The organism is Arthrobacter sp. SRS-W-1-2016, assembly GCF_002009585.1.
Lineage (GTDB): Bacteria > Actinomycetota > Actinomycetes > Actinomycetales > Micrococcaceae > Arthrobacter > Arthrobacter bambusae_A.
This window is the reverse complement of record NZ_MTPV01000081.1, coordinates 1-20,039: the sequence shown is the minus strand read 5'-3', so window position 1 is coordinate 20,039 and position 20,039 is coordinate 1. Positions and strand designations below refer to the sequence as shown.

At 64.3% G+C, this 20,039-nt stretch carries 19 protein-coding genes and 2 pseudogenes; 13 read left to right on the top strand and 8 right to left on the bottom strand.

Features of this window, described 5'->3' with window-relative positions:
- The first annotated feature begins 91 nt into the window (after nt 1-91).
- From BMF89_RS21285 to BMF89_RS22820, 7 genes and pseudogenes are all read left to right on the top strand, one after another.
- On the top strand, nt 92-412 hold the full coding sequence (locus BMF89_RS21285; RefSeq protein ID WP_078109034.1) for a hypothetical protein: 321 nt from the start codon (nt 92-94) through the stop codon (nt 410-412).
- 17 nt (nt 413-429) lie between these two features.
- Nucleotides 430-927, top strand: a complete 498-nt coding sequence (locus BMF89_RS21280; protein ID WP_078109033.1) for an HNH endonuclease — start codon at nt 430-432, stop codon at nt 925-927.
- 275 nt (nt 928-1,202) lie between these two features.
- Nucleotides 1,203-1,610 (top strand): hypothetical protein, encoded by a 408-nt coding sequence (locus BMF89_RS21275; RefSeq protein ID WP_139359776.1) that lies wholly within the window; start codon nt 1,203-1,205, stop codon nt 1,608-1,610.
- Nucleotides 1,611-3,380: 1,770 nt separating this feature from the next.
- Nucleotides 3,381-6,914, top strand: coding sequence for a hypothetical protein (locus BMF89_RS22225; protein ID WP_216353876.1), 3,534 nt, complete (start codon nt 3,381-3,383; stop codon nt 6,912-6,914).
- Between the two features lie 358 nt (nt 6,915-7,272).
- Entirely contained in the window at nt 7,273-8,982 is a 1,710-nt protein-coding gene (locus BMF89_RS21260; RefSeq protein WP_078109031.1) for a hypothetical protein, read from the top strand.
- Between the two features lie 181 nt (nt 8,983-9,163).
- Nucleotides 9,164-9,319 (top strand): hypothetical protein, encoded by a 156-nt coding sequence (locus tag BMF89_RS22085; protein WP_171983581.1) that lies wholly within the window; start codon nt 9,164-9,166, stop codon nt 9,317-9,319.
- Nucleotides 9,320-9,427: 108 nt separating this feature from the next.
- Nucleotides 9,428-9,538, top strand: a pseudogene (locus BMF89_RS22820) (NERD domain-containing protein); the annotation flags it as partial.
- Between the two features lie 233 nt (nt 9,539-9,771).
- Here BMF89_RS22820 and BMF89_RS21250 read toward each other — a convergent pair.
- A complete protein-coding gene (locus BMF89_RS21250; protein ID WP_216353875.1) occupies nt 9,772-10,875 on the bottom strand; it encodes an IS1634 family transposase in 1,104 nt (367 codons plus the stop codon).
- 666 nt (nt 10,876-11,541) lie between these two features.
- Here BMF89_RS21250 and BMF89_RS21245 point away from each other — a divergent pair.
- Nucleotides 11,542-12,432, top strand: a complete 891-nt coding sequence (locus tag BMF89_RS21245; protein WP_139359775.1) for a hypothetical protein — start codon at nt 11,542-11,544, stop codon at nt 12,430-12,432.
- 139 nt (nt 12,433-12,571) lie between these two features.
- Here BMF89_RS21245 and BMF89_RS21240 read toward each other — a convergent pair whose 3' ends face one another.
- From BMF89_RS21240 to BMF89_RS21230, 3 genes are read right to left on the bottom strand one after another with little or no spacing between them, the layout of a single operon-like run.
- Nucleotides 12,572-12,952, bottom strand: a complete 381-nt coding sequence (locus BMF89_RS21240) for a hypothetical protein (protein WP_078109028.1) — start codon at nt 12,950-12,952, stop codon at nt 12,572-12,574.
- Nucleotides 12,949-13,404, bottom strand: coding sequence for a hypothetical protein (locus BMF89_RS21235; protein ID WP_139359774.1), 456 nt, complete (start codon nt 13,402-13,404; stop codon nt 12,949-12,951). The genes BMF89_RS21240 and BMF89_RS21235 overlap by 4 nt, the downstream gene beginning before the upstream one ends.
- Nucleotides 13,405-13,407: 3 nt before the next feature.
- On the bottom strand, nt 13,408-13,560 hold the full coding sequence (locus BMF89_RS21230) for a hypothetical protein (protein WP_253190930.1): 153 nt from the start codon (nt 13,558-13,560) through the stop codon (nt 13,408-13,410).
- A gap of 188 nt (nt 13,561-13,748) precedes the next feature.
- Between BMF89_RS21230 and BMF89_RS22555 the strand changes: the two genes are divergently transcribed.
- Nucleotides 13,749-14,102, top strand: a complete 354-nt coding sequence (locus tag BMF89_RS22555) for a hypothetical protein (RefSeq protein ID WP_078109026.1) — start codon at nt 13,749-13,751, stop codon at nt 14,100-14,102.
- Here the strand turns inward: BMF89_RS22555 and BMF89_RS22550 are convergent.
- From BMF89_RS22550 to BMF89_RS21205, 3 genes and pseudogenes are all read right to left on the bottom strand, one after another.
- Nucleotides 14,068-14,833, bottom strand: a pseudogene (locus BMF89_RS22550) (transposase); the annotation flags it as partial. The gene BMF89_RS22555 and the pseudogene BMF89_RS22550 overlap by 35 nt on opposite strands.
- A gap of 180 nt (nt 14,834-15,013) precedes the next feature.
- Complete coding sequence (locus tag BMF89_RS22075) at nt 15,014-15,619, bottom strand: hypothetical protein (protein ID WP_171983582.1); 606 nt, start codon at nt 15,617-15,619, stop codon at nt 15,014-15,016.
- 219 nt (nt 15,620-15,838) lie between these two features.
- The gene (locus BMF89_RS21205) at nt 15,839-16,387 is read right to left on the bottom strand and encodes a hypothetical protein (RefSeq protein WP_078109023.1); all 549 of its coding nucleotides are present in this window, start codon (nt 16,385-16,387) and stop codon (nt 15,839-15,841) included.
- Nucleotides 16,388-16,512: 125 nt separating this feature from the next.
- Between BMF89_RS21205 and BMF89_RS21200 the strand changes: the two genes are divergently transcribed.
- The gene (locus BMF89_RS21200; protein ID WP_078109022.1) at nt 16,513-17,112 is read left to right on the top strand and encodes a hypothetical protein; all 600 of its coding nucleotides are present in this window, start codon (nt 16,513-16,515) and stop codon (nt 17,110-17,112) included.
- An 8-nt stretch (nt 17,113-17,120) separates the two neighbouring features.
- Here BMF89_RS21200 and BMF89_RS21770 read toward each other — a convergent pair whose 3' ends face one another.
- Nucleotides 17,121-17,789 carry a hypothetical protein gene (locus BMF89_RS21770; protein ID WP_139359773.1) on the bottom strand — a complete coding sequence of 223 codons (669 nt, stop codon included), beginning with the start codon at nt 17,787-17,789 and terminating at the stop codon, nt 17,121-17,123.
- A gap of 265 nt (nt 17,790-18,054) precedes the next feature.
- On the opposite strand from BMF89_RS21770, the gene BMF89_RS21190 reads away from it, so the two are divergent.
- The 3 genes from BMF89_RS21190 to BMF89_RS21180 all read left to right on the top strand — a co-directional run bounded on the left by BMF89_RS21190 (nt 18,055) and on the right by BMF89_RS21180 (nt 19,896).
- On the top strand, nt 18,055-18,384 hold the full coding sequence (locus BMF89_RS21190; RefSeq protein ID WP_078109020.1) for a hypothetical protein: 330 nt from the start codon (nt 18,055-18,057) through the stop codon (nt 18,382-18,384).
- Nucleotides 18,385-18,636, top strand: coding sequence for a hypothetical protein (locus tag BMF89_RS21185; protein ID WP_139359772.1), 252 nt, complete (start codon nt 18,385-18,387; stop codon nt 18,634-18,636).
- Nucleotides 18,637-19,329: 693 nt separating this feature from the next.
- Nucleotides 19,330-19,896 (top strand): hypothetical protein, encoded by a 567-nt coding sequence (locus tag BMF89_RS21180; RefSeq protein ID WP_216353871.1) that lies wholly within the window; start codon nt 19,330-19,332, stop codon nt 19,894-19,896.
- Nucleotides 19,897-20,039: the final 143 nt, after the last annotated feature.

Sequence of the window (20,039 nt, the reverse complement as noted above, 5' to 3'; positions counted from 1 at the left end):
CACCGGGAGGCCTTCGTCATGCCGGAAATCTATGCCGTGTTCTCACACGACTTCAACCAATGTCCCTGGGCAGTACAACTAGCCTGCTCACATGGTTGACAACGTGTCAGATAGCCAAGGTGGATACTTCCGCATACGGACTGCAACAGGATCGCTGTATCTCCTGGAGCTCAAGGAGAAGCGACTTACGCGCTTTGCGGCGGCGGCCGAGCCCAGCCTGGATCATTTGGACGTCGGGACGAGCATCCTGAGGCGTGATGCGCAATCCCTTCACGTGCACAAAATCATCCGCCTCACCGTGGGGCTTCCTGCGATCTTCCTACTACAGGTCCGGATCGACGAGCCAACCATACGGACGCTGCGATCCACGAGCCGCGTTGTTGAAATAGCCACCCTTGCCGACCACTACTAAAAAGGACTAGGTGCCCCATGACCACCCCGGAAGAGTTCTACCTCCACTACACCCGTTCAGGCGCCGCGGGATGGTACGACCGCCTGGGCAGCCTGCGCCAAGCCATAATCCGATGCGACGGGCCTGCTGTTCTGGACATCCTCCGCTCCCGCTGCGTCCTGGATCCCGAAGATGGTGCTGGCTGCTGGATCTGGGTCGGCGCTAAGCGATCAGGGTACGGCTTCATCGGCCGCGGCCCCACGAACCGCTTGGCCCACAGGATCTCTTGGGAGGCCGCACGGTCCTTTACCCAGGACCTTGGGGATCTCTCAGTCCACCACAAATGTGGGCAGCGGCTCTGTATCAACCCCCACCACTTAGCAGCAGTCACCCACATGGAGAACACCGCGGAAATGCTGGGCCGGCAGGCTTACAAAGGGAGAATTTCGGCGCTAGAGGAGGCGCTGCGGCTGCTCGATCCTAACCACCCCCTGCTGTGGAGGCTGCCCGAGCCGCTTCCCCCGGAGGAAGAATGACTGAAACACTCTCCGGCTTTCCGAGAAGGTAAGCATAATCGGCGGTCATGCGCTCCCATGGGTACGCGATGCTCGGCGACGTCGAGAATGAACTCGGCTCTCCGACTGGGTGAAGAGATCGGGTCACAGCGCGAGCAGGGAGAGGCACGGCGAAGGAAGCATGAACCGCCGACCCGCAACCACGACGCTTTCGGGTCGCCGATGTTCGCCCGCCCCGGTCAGGTCCCGTGGCCGGGGCCCTGCTGTTTCCTTTCCGACGGCGCTACTCTGACGCCATGAAGAACCGGATGTCGTCGGGACTGTGGTTGACGCTGCTCATGCTGACCCTCTCCGTGACCGGCTGCACGCAGAAGGTCTGCCCCGCCGGCGGCTTCGTCAACCTGGGCCCGGGCGAACTTGACCTCTCCGGACTCCCGGGCGGCACCAAAGTGTCCGCTCGCTTCGGAGTCAACGACCGCTGCGAGCCAGTGCCGGTCACCAAAGACAGCTCCGGCCGGTGGATGGTTCCGCAGACTCCGCCATTCGTCCAACCCGACAACGCTGCGGCCCCTCTCCCCCGGATCCGGGTCGTCGCCGCCAGGCCAGACCGGTCCATCTCTGATCACCTGTACGGCATCGAGCACACGGCGCCGCGCGGAGGTTGCACCAACGGCTACGACCTCGTCCCCGTGAAAGTCCTCTGACCAAACCCGCACCGCCCCCGGCCGCCCAGGCGATAGCCAACCCAGGCTTCCCTTTCCCGCGCCGCCGTTAGGTGGTGCGGTGTGATGGGCCGGCGATAGCCGTGGACCCGGTGTGGGAAATTTTCTGGTGGCAGCAGTTGGACCGGCATATTAAGAGGACTCGGGGCTTCGCCCCTCGTCCTTGGCGTGATCCGGTTCGTTCATCGTCCAGCCCATCGTCCTGTTCTCCGCGTTGTGTTTCTTCTTTGTGTTCTTCTGGGCCTGGCGGCCGGAGCCCCCGGCCTGGCGGCCGTGAGCTCCGCGGCATGCTTTTCGCCGCGGATGGCTGTTTGTTTTTCGTGCTTCGCTGCGCTCCGCGTCCGCGCTGCGCGCGGCCCGTTGTGTTCTTCTTCGCGTCTCCCGGCTCGTTCTTCTGTCCGGGGTTCTGGCCGCTGCGCGGCCTGGGCGGCGTTCTTTCCCGCTCCCCGGGGTCTTCGGCTGCGCTGCGCTTCGCCTCCCGTCCCCGTTTCGCTTCGCCTCCTGGTTCCTTACGTCACCTGTTCTTCTTCCCGCTACGCTGCATGCTTTTCTCAGGGCTCCGCCCTGGGCCGGGTGGTTCTTGCGTCGGTTTCTTGTTCCGGCTTGGGTGGCGCCTGCGGCGGGCGGTCAGGTGCCCGGAACGTTTGGCGTCCTGGTTCACGAAGTGTTTCACGGGGTCCGGTCCGGAGCTTTGCGAAGCAATGGTCCGGGGCAGACATGGATTCATCCGCGTCTGGGGCTGCGCCCCGTCCCTTGCACCTGCGGCGCAGATGTTTCGCCGGCATCCGACCTTTCGGCGTGGTGTTCGGAGTGTTTCCCGCGGGGCTGTGCCCGCTGCTTTTCGATTCGGTGCCCGTGCCGGTGAACGATGTGTTTCTCAGGGGCTTCGCCCCGGGCCGGTGGTCCTTCCGCTGCGTCTTGGTCCGACGATGATTGCGCCTGCGGCGGGCGGTGATCGTCAGGGTTTCCTCTGCGGTTCACTGCAAGTTTCTCTGGGGCTGCGCCCCCGTCACGTGGACGAATCGTTCACGGCGCGGTGCACGGACTGGACATCGTGCGCTCCGCGCAGTGGCTGTCACGGCGGAGAACCGGAGCGGCGTTGCAAAACGTCCACGGGAACACCCATTGCGAAGCAATTCGTCTTGCGTCACGGTGCAGCAACACGACAAACGTGACGGCCCGACTCCCCGCGCCGCAGGCCCCCACCAACGACCGACAAACCACCAACACCGCCACCCACACCACCGGGGCGCAGCCCCCACCACCGCCAAACCTTCACCCACCCTCTATGTGTGCCATGCACCCACCCGCCGGCCGCAGGCCAAACCCCGGCCCAAACATTTGGCGCCCAACAAACACAAGCCAGGAGGCACCCACTGCCCGCCGCAGGCGTCTTAAAGGCCCGCCGCAGGCGACACACCGGCGAGGACACGACGACACTGGAGGCCTCAAAAGTTTTTGGGAGAAAGTTCGGTCAAAGGCCGTCACATCTACACTGCAGCCGTACACAGGTGAAGTAGAAGCAACAGAGCATCTGGTCCGTCTTGAAGACACCAGAACGCTTGCGCATGACGGTCAAACATGTTCTCGGCGATACACCATTTATATAGAGGGGAAGTCTCGTCGTCGTCGGAAACCCGGCGTGGCGGGATACGGGGAATCTGGCAGACAATTTCAGGCTCCCAAATCGGCCAAATCCGCCTACTCGGGTCTGCAGGGCAGAGATCAGGCTATCTACGCATGTTCCAGGGTATGGAACAACGCATTTTCCGGCTGGCACGAGCCGGCGGTATCGACACAAACCCCACAACCTTCAAACAGCGGGCCGGAACCTTCGCGTCCTCCGCGACCAACACCGGCCAGGCCACCCTCCTGACCCGCCGCGAGAAGTCCGGCCTCAACGGCTACCTCATCCTGCCGGCCGCCGCACTCGGCACCAACGCCCCGCTGCACCTGTCCCACACCGTCGGCGCCCGCGCCGAAGAGGCACAGATGCCCGAGGATCTGGGTGACACCCCGGCCATCGGAACGCTGAACTACAAGCCCTCCCCACCGCTGCGGGAGACCCAGTCCGGCATCGACCCGACAGAACTTCCGCGGCTGCTGGCCAACGCGATGCCCGAAGGCACATGGGTCGCTGTCACGATGCGGAAACCCTCCAACAGGGAGCGGAAGTTCTACGCTCCGTGGCTGGCCAACCGGCTTGGCACCGCGGTCCCGACACACCACTCCACGTCCCCGAACGTGGTCGTCGCCTCCATCACCGCAGGCGGCTCCTCCCGCGAGGAAGTGACGTCCCTGCTGTCCCAGGTCACCGCCGGCCTGCCCGGTTTCGACCTGGACTCCGGTGTGCGGTTCGCTCCGGCCCGGCACCCGCTGTTCCTTGGGCTTCCCGCCGGCCTGCTGTTCGCCGCGGCCACCCTGTTCGGTCTGCCGATGATTCCCGCGGCGTACGCGCAGTTCATCCCGGCCGCCGTCTACCCTGTGCTGCTTGCGCTCTCCGGCATCGCCGCCGTGCTCGGCATTGCCGCCCTGACCGGCCGTATCTCCTCGCCGGAAACGAGGCTGCGCAACCGCCTGGCCGTCCCCGATTTTCCGGCCCCGGCAGCCCGCCGCGGACGGCCCCGGCCGCCGCGGAAGGAGCAGACCATCCGCGGGCACCGGAACGTCAACGGCGAGAAGGTCGCGTTCGAAAAGTTCGTGCCCGCCTCCGACGGTGACTACCCGCTGGCCCCGGACACCTTCATGGTTGGACCCGATGTCGTCGTCGGCATGGTCTCCCCGCACGCCGGCGCCGTCTCCGGTGTCGCAGCGACCCGGGCCCGCGCCACACCGCCGGTGATGCTCCAGGAGATCGGTCCGCTGCTGGGAAGCAACGACGACGGATCCGCACATCTGTCCGCGGCCGCGATGCTCTTCGGCGTTGCGGTGGTCGGCAAGCCCGGCAGTGGAAAAGCGGAAAGCCTGGAGGCTAAGTTTCCAGTTCCGGTGTCGGACCGCTTCCGGACCGGGTGGGCCCGCAACCGCGACCTCGTCATCGGTGATGAAGTCCTCACCCCCGCCGGAGAAGCCACCACCGTGGCCGGTTTCTCAGACGTCTTCGACGGGGACATGTACGAGCTGACATTCAGCGATGGTCAGAAGGTCCGTGCCGACGCCGGACACCTCTGGGCAGTCTCATCACGCACAACTCGGCGTCGAGACGGCTCGGCCATCCTGACGGGCAAGATGGCCGAAGTCGACCGCTGTGCAGCCGAAGAAGCGGATCGCCTTCGCAGCATTGCGGCGAGCATTGCTCCGGGCACTCTGGCCACCGGCAACGACATGGCCCGTGTCAGCGGCGTCGGCGCTGAAGTGCTGCTCCGATTCGCGCGTGACTCAGGCATCGACTCGACCATCACTCAGGTTTCAATCCGACCATCCGCAGCCCTGGCGCCGATCACCAGGCCACGTGTCCGATTCGACGCCGTGGCTGCCATGAGTGCCCTCCAAGGGTTGTCCACGAACAAAAAATCCGTCGTCGGTCGGATGAATGTCGAGGCGCCCGAGGTAACGCCGGGTGCACTTATGACCGCGCGTGACGTCCTTGTCGCTTGCGGTACCAGCGATCCTTCCACGATCGAGGTATCCACGATGAACCGGAGGCTCAAAATGGCGGGCGTAAGTTCGGTCCGCGACAGCCACACCGCCCTGACGCCGGTACGCGAGACCGTCAAGGCTCTCGAGGCATTCCCGCTCCGCGAAGTGCTTACTCGATATGCGAACCATGTCGAGGCGGGCAAAGACCGGGCTCCTCGCGTACAGCTCCGCACGACCGCTGAGCTTGCCGCCCGGGTGCGGGTGTCAGCGGAGGACGCCGCCAACTGGGCTGTCGACCTCGCCGCTCCCATCGCGGGGGAAGCCATCGACGCAATCCTGGACCCCTACGTCCTCGGCGCCTGGCTCGGCGACGGGAACACGAACGGACCTGCAATCACTTGCTTTGACCAGCCCGTCCTCGACGAGATCATCGCGGCCGGCTACGAAGTGCGGGCACGCAAGGCGCCGGGGCTCTACGGCATCATCAGCGCAATCGAAAAGTTCCGCGCCTTGAACCTGATCGACAACAAACACATACCGGCCGCCTACCTGCGCGCATCCTTCGAGCAGCGACTCGCCGTGTTGCAGGGGCTCATGGATACCGACGGCACCATTGATGCCAGCGGGGCCTGCGAGCTCAGTCTCTGCCACGACCGGCTCGCTGCAGATGCTCTGGAGCTGATCCGTTCACTCGGCATCAAGTGCAAGAGTTCGCCGTCTGACGCCTCTTATATCGACAAGGAAGGGAACCGCAAGGTGACCGGGATCCGTCACCGGATGCACTTCACCACGTCGCTGCCTGTCTTCCGGTTGCCACGGAAGCGCAAGCGCCTGGCGAGCGTGACCCGCTCGACGCAGAGCCTGCTTTACATCACGTCGATCGAGAAGGTGGAGTCCGAAAAGGTGCGCTGCATCTCGGTGGAGGCTTCAGACGGGATGTATTTGACGCACGGATTCATTCCTACACACAACTCGCTGCTCATCCGGTCCCTGTTCGGATGGCACTGCCTGGAGCGGGTCAACCCCGCCGGCAAGCCCGGATACCCCGGGTCCAACAACACCCTGATCGCGTTCGAGTCCAAGGGTGACGGCGTCGCCAAGTACGTCCAGTGGGCGCACTCGCTTGGCGATAAGGTCCTGGCCATCGACGTCGCCGACGCCCGCACACCGGCCATCGATTTGTTCTCCGTGCCGGGTGACAATGCAACCAAGGCGGTCTTCTTCACCAACGCCCTGAAGTACACGTTCGGCGCCGAAGCGATCGGTGTCCGGTCCTTCCCGACCATCGTCGCCGTGCTCACCGCAGCCCTGTCCGTTGACGCCCGCGTCCTGGATTCGATCGAGGACCGCGACGACCGGATCCTCAAGCACGGCATGTCCCCGATCTACTACGCGTACCAGCTGCTCGCCGGAACCTCCGACAAAATCGCCGTGCAGCTCGCCACCGGCATCAAGGCCCTCGGCATCAAACTGCGTGAACGCGGCGAGCCCGACGAGGTGCTGGAGCAGGCGTACATCGCCATCTCCTCTCTCTTCGAGGACCGCACCGAATCGGCGCGCCGGCCGTTCCTGGAACCGCCCCGGAACAAGTTCGAACAGCTGCTCATCTTGGAGGACTGGTGGAGCCCGTCCCGCCGGAAAGTCAGCTGGGCCGACATCCTCGAAGGCCACCGCTCCGTCGTCATCAACACCGGCTCGTGCTGTTGAACGCGAACCAAAACTTCCCGTTCGGAGGCTCCGCAGTGCCCGAGCAACACGGGAACACGGCATGATCGACAACGGGCCAGATGTGCCTTCAACCCCAGGCCGGTGCGCGGCAACTGCGGCCCACCTATCCGGCTGGGAAATTACTGCACGGCCTGCGGACAACCAACGGCCTCAACCGCCCGCGAAATGTCAATACCACCGATGAAGTCGAATGGTGAACGGTGGTTCTGCCGATTCGAGTAGCGCCACTCTATTCAAAGGACCCCGGCAGTTCTAACCTCACTTCATGGTGCGCAGTGTTGGGGTTCTGCTTGTCCACGGCATGGGGGTCCAGCCAGAGGGTGACACCTTAGCCTATATGGGTGACCCTTTGCTTACTTGGGCCGCTGCCTGGCTGGCTGGCCACGGGGGCCACGGGTATGTCACCGGATGCGGCAGGGCGTGCCGCACAAGGCCCGGCACACCACGTCATGTTCATGCCCGGTGGAAGGTCAAAGAAGAGGATGAGAGCAGCTACGTCGATGTCCTGATCGCAGAGGCGTGGTGGGCCAACCTGTTCGACGCACCGTCCGCGTCCAAGATCTCAGACTGGGTCACTCCGCTCATCTGGGGTGTCGGCTGGCGAGGCTTTCTCGCCGCGGCAACAACCATCGGGGTGGTGATGCTGAGTACCGAGTGGTTCTCCGGCGACTGGTTTGGATCTCTCGTCTTGGGCACAGTCCTTGCCATGGCTATTTGCATTCTGATCGCGTTGCTCCCATCTGCCCTGTTGCTCGTCGGGAAGCTACCCGGCAAAATCGGTGACGCATCCGTGGGCTTTCTGAACTTCCTCGTGCTGTGGGTAGGCGACGTCATGGTCTACCAGCAGAACCCCCGCAACACCTTCGAGGCCCGGAAAAAGATACGACACGATCTGGACTGGCTCACGGCCAGAACCGAAACAACCGTCATCGCCGCCCACTCCCTCGGTTCGTTGCTGTCCATCGATGTGCTCTCCGAGATCGAAGAATCCAAGGTCAAGTTCCTCGCCACTTTCGGCTGCCCCATCAAACTCCTCAAGATGAGGGAGAGCCATTACCTCAAGCAGCTGAAAAACGTCGACAACCGGACGGGCTGGGTCAATTTCTTCGATCCGCTCGACTTCATCGGCGGGCCGGTCGACCACCAGAAGGCCTTCCCATACAACATCAAAGTCGACAACTCCCGGAGCGTCCTCGGTGCGCACGGCGGGTACCCCGACAACGCTGAACAATTCCAGGACGCCCTTTACCGCATGATCATCTTCCATGAGAAGAGGGACGCCAAAACCCTCGACGGGAACTTCGAGGCGAAGGTCAGCGGCGCAAGGCAGGCCAGCAGTGCTACGAGCAAAGAAGCCGTAGACAGCTCAACGGGAGACGCAGCTACCGATAAGGAGGACGATGCAAAACTCAAGTCGGCGTTCCATGCGCGATGGTGGCGGTCTTTCGACGGGACCGCGTTCATGGCGTTCTCCCTTCCGGCGGCATTGGCAGGCGCTTACCTCCTCTATCGCAATGGCTGGGCCCAAACAGTCGCCGACCTGATGCACGGGCAGATGTTCATTCCCAATTGGGTCCAAGATTTCATCAGCGCCTCAGTCAACAATCATGACGAGCGGCAGCGGGTGGCGGGCACTCTTCTGATTTGTCTGGCCACGACCGCGCCCTTGGCAATCTTCCTTCTGTGGATCGGGCACCTCGTTCTCATGCAGTACGAGGCTAGCGCCGAACGATCGGTAGCAGACAAGAAAGACCCTTGGAGTACCGGCTTCCGTCTGTGCGTGGTTGCTATCTGGCTTGTCTGGTGCCTGCCGATCCCATTGGCCGTCGTCCTTTACTGGTTCGACATCTTCCACATCCTGACCCTCCTCGGCGCCCCCGTTCTCGTCATGGTCGTTATCGTTGGCTGGATCTGCTGGGTGCGCCGCTTCCGGCATCTCGAAATGAAACCGGGATCCATCGCCCGTGAGGGGGCTGAAAAGATGGTGGCAGAGGCCCTGGGGGCGCCGTTCGACGAGATCAACTACAGCTGCATCAAGGAACCGTAGAACGAGGTGCTGGTCGAAGCCGGCTCCATTCTCGGCAAAAGGTAGAGGACCTACCCCGCTAATCCGCAATCATCCGGATCTTCGGTGGACTCCCTCACCTATCAATCCCCAAACGTTGCACCGCGCCGCGCCTCGGTCAAGAGGACAGGCGTGACCGCGTTGCCTACGCATGTTTCAGAGTATGAGCGAAAAGAATCTGAAAGAACGCGTCCTGGACCAGAGCGCCAAGGACAAGAAGGACATCGAGGACTGGATGTTCGGGTCCGGAGCCAAGGTCCTGGGCGCCATCGTCGTCCTCCTCGGCATCTGGACCATCGTCCGTTTCTTCTGGTCCTGATGAGCAACGGCATCTACGGCCGGGCCGCCACCGGCCTGCAAGACACCACCGGCCTGCAAGACACCACCTGGGCGGTGAACGAGAACGTCGCGAAGATCGGCGCCAAAGGTGAGCAAAAGACAGAAGTGCGTGCTGAACGGTTTCGGCAAGAAGGCCGCCGTCCTCCACGACCTGCGCATCCCTTTGCCCGGCTTCAAAGCCAACATCGACCACGCCATCGTCTCGGGCAAGTCGGTACTGCTGATCGACTCGAAGATGTGGAAGCCCGGCTTCTACCGTCAATGCTCGGCTACCGCCGCGGCTGGGAAAAGACACCGCTCATCGGCAAATCCCAGGTACGAACTGTATGTTGCCGACCCCACTAAGTGCGGCGCAGACTTCAAATTCGCCGAGCCTTACGCCAAAGCCTTCACAGCCACCCCGGTCGAGGCAGCAGCCATGATGCGCGGAATTTACGCGCGTCGCGGGTGCGGGACGAACATGGGCCAGGCGGCGAGGTCGGTCTTGGACATCCGGAAGGACTGCTCGACGTGCCAGAGCTCGTGGTACGAGCCGATGACCTCGCTCGCGGGCATGATGCGGGCGGGGATGTTGGTGACGTAGCCCTTGAGCCCGACGAGGCGCCGGGCGCGGGCCAGGGCGGCCTCGTCCAGGGTGTGCCCGTCGCCGCTGGTCTTGACGAACCGGGGTGCGCGGGCGGCCTTCTGCCCGGCGATGACTTCCCGAGCCCGGTTCTCCTGCAGGGTCAGCGTCTTCGAATCCCGCACGGCGCGCTTGGTGGAGTAGGCCCACACGGCCCGCCACGAGCCGGGATGCTCCTGGGGGTCCCAGCCGGGTTCGGCCCGCTGGTCGGTGCTGTTCTCGCTGCGCCGGCCCGTCCTGGGGGTGATGGTGTCGATGGTCTGGCCGTCGGCGAACGCGTCCCCGTGCCAGCGGAAGTGCGAGGCCAGGTCCAGTGGGGCCTTGACCGCCCGGGATCCGACGATGAAGCGCAGCCCGGCTTCCTCGAGGGCGGCCAGGTTGGCTGCGGAGAGCATGCCGGCGTCGGCGACCACGACCATGTCCCCGATGCCGTGGCGGTCCTGGAACTGCTTCACGATGGGGATGATGGTGGTCTGCTCGGCCCTGTTGCCCTCGTAGCAGCCGATCTCCAGCGGGAACCCGTTGCGGTCCACGAGCAGGCCCACGACGATCTGAGGGTCCACGCGGCGTTCCTTGGAGTAGCCGACCTTGCGCAGCCCGTCCTCCTTCTCGGCCTCGAAGTACAGGGTCGTGACGTCGTACAGGCACAGGGAGACGTCCCCGCTGGCCGCAGCGTGCTCGAAGCACAGCTTCGCGACCCGGTCACGGTAGGTGCCCTGGTGCGCCCGGGACAGGGTGCGGCGCATCGTCTTCTCGCTCGCCGCACGCACGCCGAGGTCGCCCAGCACGCGGGCGGTGTCCAGGATGGAGGTCGGCTCCACGATCCGGGCAATCACCAGGTCACCGAACACCTCATCATCCACAGAGCCCAGACCGAGGTCGGCGAAGAGCGCCGCGAGGGCGTCGAAGAGCACCCCGCGAGGCGGTACCGACCACACGCGGCGGCGCGACCGCCGACCGCCCCGGGACCGGCGCCTGCGGGTCCTTGAACAGGGCCGGCGCCGCGGGCGAGCCGATCAGCGCCGCCCTGGGCACTGCGGGCTCCAGACCGAGGTCGAGCTCGCCCTGGCCGGGGTCATCCAGCAGCACCTGGGCCCTCTCGAGAAGGAGCCCGAGCTCAGCCTCCGTATGCGCTGACCCGACATGGGCCACGATCCTCCGACGCCCCTCCACGGACTCCGCGATCTGCACGGCCGCCGTCGCCCCCGAAGCCGTCCGCACCCGCCGAATCCACGCCACAGCCACCACAGTAGAGCACCAATTAGTGCCTCAGAACCGCCACAGCCAGGACATCACCGCAGGTCAGAGCAGGGTGCGCCCGAAAAAGACCGCCAAGTGACCAAACTCAGGTCTCAACCCGATCCGCATGGACGTCCGGGGCGCGAGGTGGAGGCGTGTCCGGTCCTCCCTCAAGGTGAGCCCGCGGCCGGTCGACGACTTTGAGGTACGACGGTTCCGAGGCCCGCGACACTTCCTGCTGCGGGGGCTACGATCCGCCGGAGCTCGTCACCCGGCTGAATCTTCCGAGCGCCCTCTCATGAGGGCGCCCTCAGTGGTACTTTTCCCCTAGAATCAGGAACGTGATCATTGGGGGAAGAATGACGAGACGCAGGTACGCGGCGACTGTCGCTGCGGCTGTTGTTACGGTTGCCGTCATGAGCGGCTGCAGCCCTGCTGGCGCTTCGGCACCCGGCTCCTCGACTGCCTCCCCCACTCCGAGCAGTGAACAGGACAAGCTCGATGCACTAGTCCACAAGGTCAACCCTGACCTCTCTCAAAACAGCACCTACAAGGCCATGACGCTTGAACAACAAACCGATATGGCTCCTTTGGCCCTGATGACGGTGCCTGAATTCAATGGCCAATCGCGCCAAGATCAATTCAAGTTCTCAACCCTGGTCCAGGACACCTACCAGGAGTGGGCGCTCTTCCTGGGGAATCATAACCGGGCCGGCAAAGACATAAATCTACCCGCCACGATGCCTCCGATCTCCCCCGAGGACACGGGGCAGCAGATCGTAGACAGCATGACCGTCAAGCGGTGCACCCAGTGGTACGCAATGACGCTAGACAGCCAAGGGTCGCCGGGGAAGCTCGATGCCGATCGCAGCAAGTCGCTCAAGCTCGAGGCCCTCGTGTCAGCGCCTAGCTCAGCACTCTACAGCGGTGATCAGAATGATCTTGCGGCCCGGACCAACTTCCCAAACAACTACATGTGCAACGCTGACATGACTGTGCAGAAAGAGTCGCCTGTCGTGACAGCTGCTGATGGAAGCAAGGAAAAGGTTATGCAGGGTCCTGGCGTCCTCGACGGGACCATGCTCCAAGAGTCCTACGTCTACGAAGAGCACCCGGATTATACCGGCAAGCGTCGGGGAAACTGGCTGCTGGTTGACTCGGTGTCCCAGAAATCTGCAGCTGCCCAGACCAAGTGGGTGCCTGACCTCGCCCACTTCCAGCCCACTAAGTAGTGGAGCTGGAGTGCAGACTCAACAGCCCCCTTTCATCGTAGAAGCCTCCTCGCCCCCACGAGTCCGCACGGCTCCTGCGGGCAGGGGCACTCGTCTTCGATGGTGTGACCGCCGAAGCTGCGTCCGAGGTGCATGCCCTTCACGCGGCGCGCCGTCCGACGACGCGGACCTCGGTGGCGAAGAGGCCGCCGCGGAGGCGCTTGTGGCGGGCTGCCATGAAGGAGTCCAAGCCGGCGACGGTGTTCGCGTGCCGGATGCCCTGGGCCGCCTTCCGGCGCGAGCGGGCCGCCTCCGCGATGACGGCCGTCTCCTTGGCGGGGGCGGGCTGCTTGGTGCGGTCGCCGGGGCCGTGCGGCTGGGCGTCGGACTTGCACATGCCGGAGTGGCCGGTGGCGACGGTGCCGGGCATCTCGGCCGTGGTGACGCCGCGCGGGCGCATGGGGCGTCCGCACTTCACGCAGGCGAGCAGGTTCTCGGGCAGCCCGACGGCCAGCTCGGTCGTCTCTGCTGTGGTGGTCATGATGCTGCCTCCTCCGGAAGCTGGGAGATGAACTCGTCGATGGGGGTGCGGCCGGCGCGGGAGCCGGCAGCGGGGACGCCGCGGCGGCGACGGCCGGCCTCGATGCCTGCGCGCAGGCTGGCGAGGTAGTCGGTCCGCCCGACGGTGATGAACCGGTCCTCGGGGTCCTTGCCGGCGGCGAGGTAGTCGCAGCGGCGGCACTGCCCGTTGCCCCAGTGCGGGACGGTGTCCGGGTACTGCTCGATGGTGGTGCCCTCGGGGCGCATCCGGTCTCCGCAGTCCTTGCAGGCCTCGAGCCCGACGGCCTCTTTCGCGGCGTGGACCGCCGGTGCGGCCGGTGCCGGGACGAGGTGCAGTGCGCGCGGTGCGCCGCAGCGGGCCGAGCCCAGTTCGAGCTCGAGCTCGTAGAGGCCGCGGCGGGACGGGAGGCAGGTGTTGGATGCAGACGACATGGCTCAGATCTCCTTGGCTGCCTGGGCCCCGACGAGGGCTCCGAGGGTCTTGCGGACGGTGGGTTCGAACGAGTCCAGAGCGTGCCGGTCGCGGCCTGCGCATCCGGCGCCTGCGACGCACTTCTCGTCGTGGAGGCGGCGGGCGATGGCCAGCACCGAGGCGTCGTCGAGGGTGAGGGCGATGGCCGTGGCGGCACCTGCCGGGTACGGGGTGCAGGTCCCAGGCAGCTGGTCTGCGGCGGGTCGTTGAAGCCCTCCACGAGGCGGGTTCCCCTGGTGCCGGCACCGGCCCGGTCGGTGGCGCGGACCGGGGACCCTTCCTGGATCAGCTCGGGGAGCATCTCGTGGAACTTCTCGAAAGCAGCGCCGATGTCGTCGCGGGCGGACTTGGTGGAGTCGGCGGAGACGACGAAGCTGTAGTCGGTGTCGGACACGGGCTCCCCGAGGGGCTCGCCCCGCAGGGTCGACTGGTAGCCGTAGCCGAGGAGCCCGGCCAGGTGGCGCTTCTCCTCGTCGGGGAGCTTCCGGTTCGCCTGGACGCGCATCGCGTACGGCTCGTCGGGAACGCGTCCTCGGTGAGCCGGTGGAACGTGCCCTGGCCCTCGACCTCGACCAGGTCGAACACCTGGCCCTGGCGGACCCACCAGTTCGGCCTGAGTTTGGTCATTTGGTTAGTGCCTGAGATTTGCCTGTCGTGAGGGCGTCGATGATGGCTTGCCGGTCGAGGTCGATGTGGGGCGGGATGGTCCGGGCGGCGCCGTTGGCGGCGATGGTGGCCGAGCGCAGGGGCCGGAGCTGTCGGATCACGTTGCGGATCGCCAGTCCTGTGCGGGTCTGGACCTCGCGTGAGACGGCCACGGCGGTGAAGATGATGGTCAGGTGTGCCTCGATCGCGTCGCGGGTGCGGGACGAACATGGGCCAGGCGGCGAGGTCGGTCTTGGACATCCGGAAGGACTGCTCGACGTGCCAGAGCTCGTGGTACGAGCCGATGACCTCGCTCGCGGGCATGATGCGGGCGGGGATGTTGGTGACGTAGCCCTTGAGCCCGACGAGGCGCCGGGCGCGGGCCAGGGCGGCCTCGTCCAGGGTGTGCCCGTCGCCGCTGGTCTTGACGAACCGGGGTGCGCGGGCGGCCTTCTGCCCGGCGATGACTTCCCGAGCCCGGTTCTCCTGCAGGGTCAGCGTCTTCGAATCCCGCACGGCGCGCTTGGTGGAGTAGGCCCACACGGCCCGCCACGAGCCGGGATGCTCCTGGGGGTCCCAGCCGGGTTCGGCCCGCTGGTCGGTGCTGTTCTCGCTGCGCCGGCCCGTCCTGGGGGTGATGGTGTCGATGGTCTGGCCGTCGGCGAACGCGTCCCCGTGCCAGCGGAAGTGCGAGGCCAGGTCCAGTGGGGCCTTGACCGCCCGGGATCCGACGATGAAGCGCAGCCCGGCTTTGCCGTGTGGCCGCACACATGAGGAAGAGAAACCGATTCTTCCGAATGTGAAAGGACTACCCGCCGCCATGATGGGAGCCCACCACGCAGCCTGCGCCGCCGCCTGGGTTGCCTTGACCACCAACATCCACGTCGACATCTCGGCCGTCGCCGAGAAAGCCGCGTTCCTGCCTCATAGCCTGGATCTGGGGTTCGGGCTGCTGAATGTCAGCCCGGTCGGCATCGTCACCGGCGCCCTCGTCACCGCCAGGACTTCCCGACCCCTGGCTTCCAGGACGCTTCCGACCAAGTGCACCATCTCGCGCAGATGGTCGATTGAGTGGCGGATGTAGTCCCGGGCCGCAAGCGGGATCCCGGCGACCAGCTCCGGATATTCCGGATCCACGTCGTGCGCAGGCCCAGTGGCGGTGCCCACGGACAGCCAGTGCTCCGGAATGTCCCCTTCATCATCCTGCTTCCAATAGACCTGCAGGTCGGTCATGGTCCGGGTGACGGGGTCGATGGTGGTGGCCCTGATGTTCAGGTTCCCGAACGGACTCTCCTCCAGCATCACACCGGCCAGGAAGCCCAGCTTGCAGTGGTTCCCGAACTGGTCAGCCCACATGTGCCACGGGCGGCTCTGGGGATTGTCACGCTCGACGCCGCCGTTCATTGCCAGGTAGGCGACGGAATTGAGCAGATCGAAGGCCGTCTCCGGCTGGCCCGCATCCAGCTCACGGAAGATAGCCCGGGCGACATCGTGGATCTCCGCGAGCTGCTGGGCTAGATGAGCGATCATCTCCGCTTCTTCCTGGTCCTCATCAGGGAAGGCAGGCTTCGGGTAATCCAGGCGCTATACGTGCCCGGCCACGTCGATCCACTTCACCGCGTCATCGTCGGACCGGACAGTCAGCTGAACCTGCTCGCCGCTGGCGGCAAAGGGCTTCGCGCCTGGGGCGCCATAGGGCCCGAACTCCACAGACTCCAGGTCGCTCTCGGCGCACAGTTGCTCCAGGTGTCATACGGGCCCGTCCTCTTCCTCATCCATCTCCGGGAAATCACCTTGCAAGGCTGCATTAAGCGCGGTAAAAGCTTCGTCCCTGCGGGACCGCCGCCGGTGTACGGGTATCCCCGCCGCCAGCAGCTTGAGCATGTCGCCGATGAGTTCGAGCAGTGATTCTTTGTTTACCCCGAGGTCCGGCAGGATCAGCCCAAGACCCGGGACGCCAAGGTTGATGGGCAGGAAGATCGGGATGGCGTTGCGCCGCCAGGTCGGGTTGGCAATTTTCAGGTGCTCAGATTTCTCGATCAGCAGCCAGAGCCCCTCCTCGCTGCCGTCGTCGCCGAGGCCGTCACGGTAACCCTGCCAGACCGTCAGCCACATCGACTCACGGCCTCCGTGACGTCCTGCATAGGGGCACGCCTCGACGGAAACTATGTCGCGGTGCCGGCCGAAGAGTGGTTCGAACGCGACACCGTCGAACCACATCTTCAACTGGCCGGAGGCCACCTCGCGGATAGTGGCGTACGCCTGCTGTTCCTGGTCATACTGACTGGCGTCGGCCACGGAGACCTCCTCATCGTCGCTTTACTTGCTGGTCCCACGCCAAGGCTAGTACGAGCCACCGTCACCAGGGCCATCACCGCCCGTCGCCGTCGCCGTCGCCGTGCCTTGCCGCACACGTAGCGGGCATGGAGAACATCACGAACCGGGTCCCTGCAGGCATCGCCACCGGCGGGCAGTTTGCCCCGGTGCCCCACACCGAACCCACCCTGACCCTCATCCCCGCCCTGGCCGACGGCCCGGACTTCGACTACGCCTTCGAGGCCGACCGCGGGCCCGGACTGCGGAAAGAACTCCAGGCACTACCGCGGATCTCGGCCAGGTCCGCCATCAACGCCGGCAAGGTCGCTGACCTGATCCGGGACTCCTACGCGGTGTACTGGACCGGAGATGACAGCGCACCGCAGACCCGTGCCGATGCCGTGAAGAACCTCGAGGATGCCCTGCGCCACCTGCCACGGGACAAGCGTGAGCACCACATCGAACTCATCCGCTTCGCCGTCCATGAGGAGATGAAGCACTGGGCTGACCGCGGCCACGTCCTGAACCCGGAGCACAAGTACGAGCTGCTGATCGAGGAATCCGACTACGCCGACGAGGATGACCTGCTCGAAAACGGCCAGGAGGAGAACCGGGAACGCTGGGAGCTGCTGGCGAACACGGCCGCCTATTACGCGGTGGCCGCCGATAATGCCAGCTCCGCCCAGCAAGACGCCGCCGTCGCTTAAACGATGTATTACTGATTGTTCAGGAGCTTCTCGACTTCACTCAGTATTGTTGTAGAAGTAACGTTGCTGCTGCCCGACCCCGGACGCGTCCCTTTGATGTCCGCAAGGAATTGGTTGACTCGGTCTTTGTGGCTAATGACGATCCCTCCAGACACTGTTTTCCAACTATTTGCGTACCCATAGGCGCCCGACGAGTCGACGATGAGAAGGTCTGGGCTTTCGTAGCTATCGGTCGGCTCGAAGGTCCAGCCCCGGATCGTAGTGACCAGATCTCGGTGGGCGACGAGGTCGCGGCTGTCGCCATAACCGCCGAACCACGACTTCTTACGGGTGAAGATTTCCTGATAGATCGCAATGTCCTGAGGCTGGATTCCACGGTGTCGGGCGAGATGGGCGTAGAGAGCAGCGAGGCAATCCACCGCTTCTGACCGGAGCCATTCTGGTCGGTGACCGGGCATTGCTGCAATTATCGATTCTCCCGTGAAACGCGCTCCAGGTACGTGTGAAAAGCAGTCACTCCAGCGTCCGCATCCAAGCAGCGCGGCCGCTGCGCGTTCGCGCGAACCGGAGTAGCTCCGGTCTAAGTGCTTGGCGATCAGAGGGATGCTGTCGCTGACAATCGAGCGGTAGCAGCCATCGCAGATCGAAGGCCCGCTCCATGGGTCGGACACCAGCATTTCGCGTCCGTCCAGACTAACTATTCGAGGGGGATGCCCGGCCTCATTTAATGACGCATGGATGGCAACTGGGTAGCGGAGTTTGTGCATGTGACAAACAGTGTTCCCACAACTGACACAACTCGCTATGGCAGTAGTACCGCATTGGCAGTAGTCCATGTCATTCCCCATCAGTCGACTGCGTGCAGTATTTCACGCCTCTCGCAGCCGATGATTCAGGCGGCACCCGGGGAGCGTCTACGCATGTTCCCCACACATGAGACACATGAGAGAAAGTCCAGAGAAACCAATCGCGCTCATCGACATGGACGGCAACTGGCTCCAGTGGGGTGTCCGGCTCAACCAGATCCTGCTGCGCCTGGACCCGTCCTTCCCGGTCGTGGACGATGACAAGCGCACCGGATGGGATGATCTGGCCGGTCCCGGAGCCGACCCGGCCGTGCTGAGGGCTGCGATGAACCACCCGGATCTGTATACCGACCTGGAGCCGGTCCCGCACTCCGTCGAGGCGATCCTGGAGATGGCGGACGAGGGCTGGGACGTGTTCCATTGCTCCACCCCGACGTGGTCCAATCCGGGATGCGTTCCCGGGTAACTGGCCGCCATTGACCAGCACTTCGGACCGAGGTGGGCGGACCGGCTCATCCTCACCCACGACAAGACGGTGGTCCGGGGGGAAGTCCTGATCGACGGCAAAGGCATCATCACCGGCGCCGCGGTACCGACCTGGAAGCACCTGATCCATGACCAGTCCCACAACCGGGACGTCACCGGAAAGCCCCGGATGAGTGACTGGCGGGAATGGCGCGGGCACGTCTACCCGCTACTCGGAGCCGTCAGCGTCTAGGACGCCGGAGGGGGCCGCATCACTTCTGATGCGGCCCTTTCGCGTTCCCGGGGAAAAGAAGCATCCTGCGGGCACCGCATTTCGCAGATACGTGCCTGCGGATTCGTCATTGATAGCCGGCTTGAGATGTCCGAATGCTGTTTTCCCGAAGACCCCCGGAACGAGAAAAGGCCCCCTTCCGGGAGCCATGTGATAACCATCGTCTCTAGGAGGCCAATGTCGTTCCTCAGGTTATCACATGAGGAGAAATTCCCGGTCTCTCACATTCACGCCACTCCACCGGGAAATTCACGGAAACGACGGTGAACCTACCGCCGGTCGTGCGGGAAAACGGCCCCGCATCCCAATGCTGGCGCGGATTCTAGTCTCCACCGGACCCCCACTCGACCAAAACCACCTCGGGAGGTACGTGCTTACTAAGAGGGAAAGTACTCTCTTACTAAGAGCCTAGAGGGGTCTCTGGGGAAGAGAACCAGGGGCCCCTTATATATATCTCTATTTAAGGTCGTTTAAGTAGAGTAGTAGTAGTAGGGGGCCCTATATTCCCCGCCATTCCGGGGATTTTCCCACTCGACCAGATGGTAGGTTTCCGGTCGGGCGGTGGGATCCGGCGGTAGGGCGGCGAATTCTTCCTCCGAAGCCCAACCGGGGACGCCGCAGCTCCTTTTGGCGGCGGCCGCACACATAGCTGGCATGACAACATCTCAGAACCGGCAGCCCAAGGGCATCACTGCCGGAGGGCAGTTCGCTCCCGACATCCACGCCGAGTCGACCCTCCTGCTTGACCCAGCCCAGCGGCCCGTAACCCTCTCCCCCGGCGACAGTGACGCCTTCCCGGAATTGGCCGACGGCGAGGTCATCGAGGCACTGAACGTGACCCGCTCCGATGACGGCACCGGCTACTTCGTGTCTCCGGCCAAGACAGTGAACATCAAAGACCTGATCACCGACTCGGACCCCCGCCTGCACGGGGAGGCATTGGACACCTGGCTGGAGCGCAACAGCTCCGTTATCGAAGACTTCCTTGCCGAACGCTACGAGGCGGATGTCCGTTCCGACGACGGCTGGGACGAAGTCGGCGTCGAATGCACTGCCCAACTGCCGGACGGGCCGCTCACCGAAGCCCAGGTCGTTGACGCTGCGTGGAACGGTACCAAGGCCGTCCAGCTGCACAACGAGTCCGACCACGGTTCCTTCGGCTCCGAAAACCTGGGCCGGCTCAAGACGACTGGCGACATAAGCTACCCGCGGGCTGAGTGAGAGACCGGAGTTTCAAGATCGAAGTCTCCCGAGTAGAGTATTTCTTGTGGCCTTTTAGGCCTCTCCCGGCACCGTGGTGGCGCCGACCTCCCCGTTGAGGGTTCGACACTGACTGAACCCGACGCGGGCCTCTGCAGCCCTCC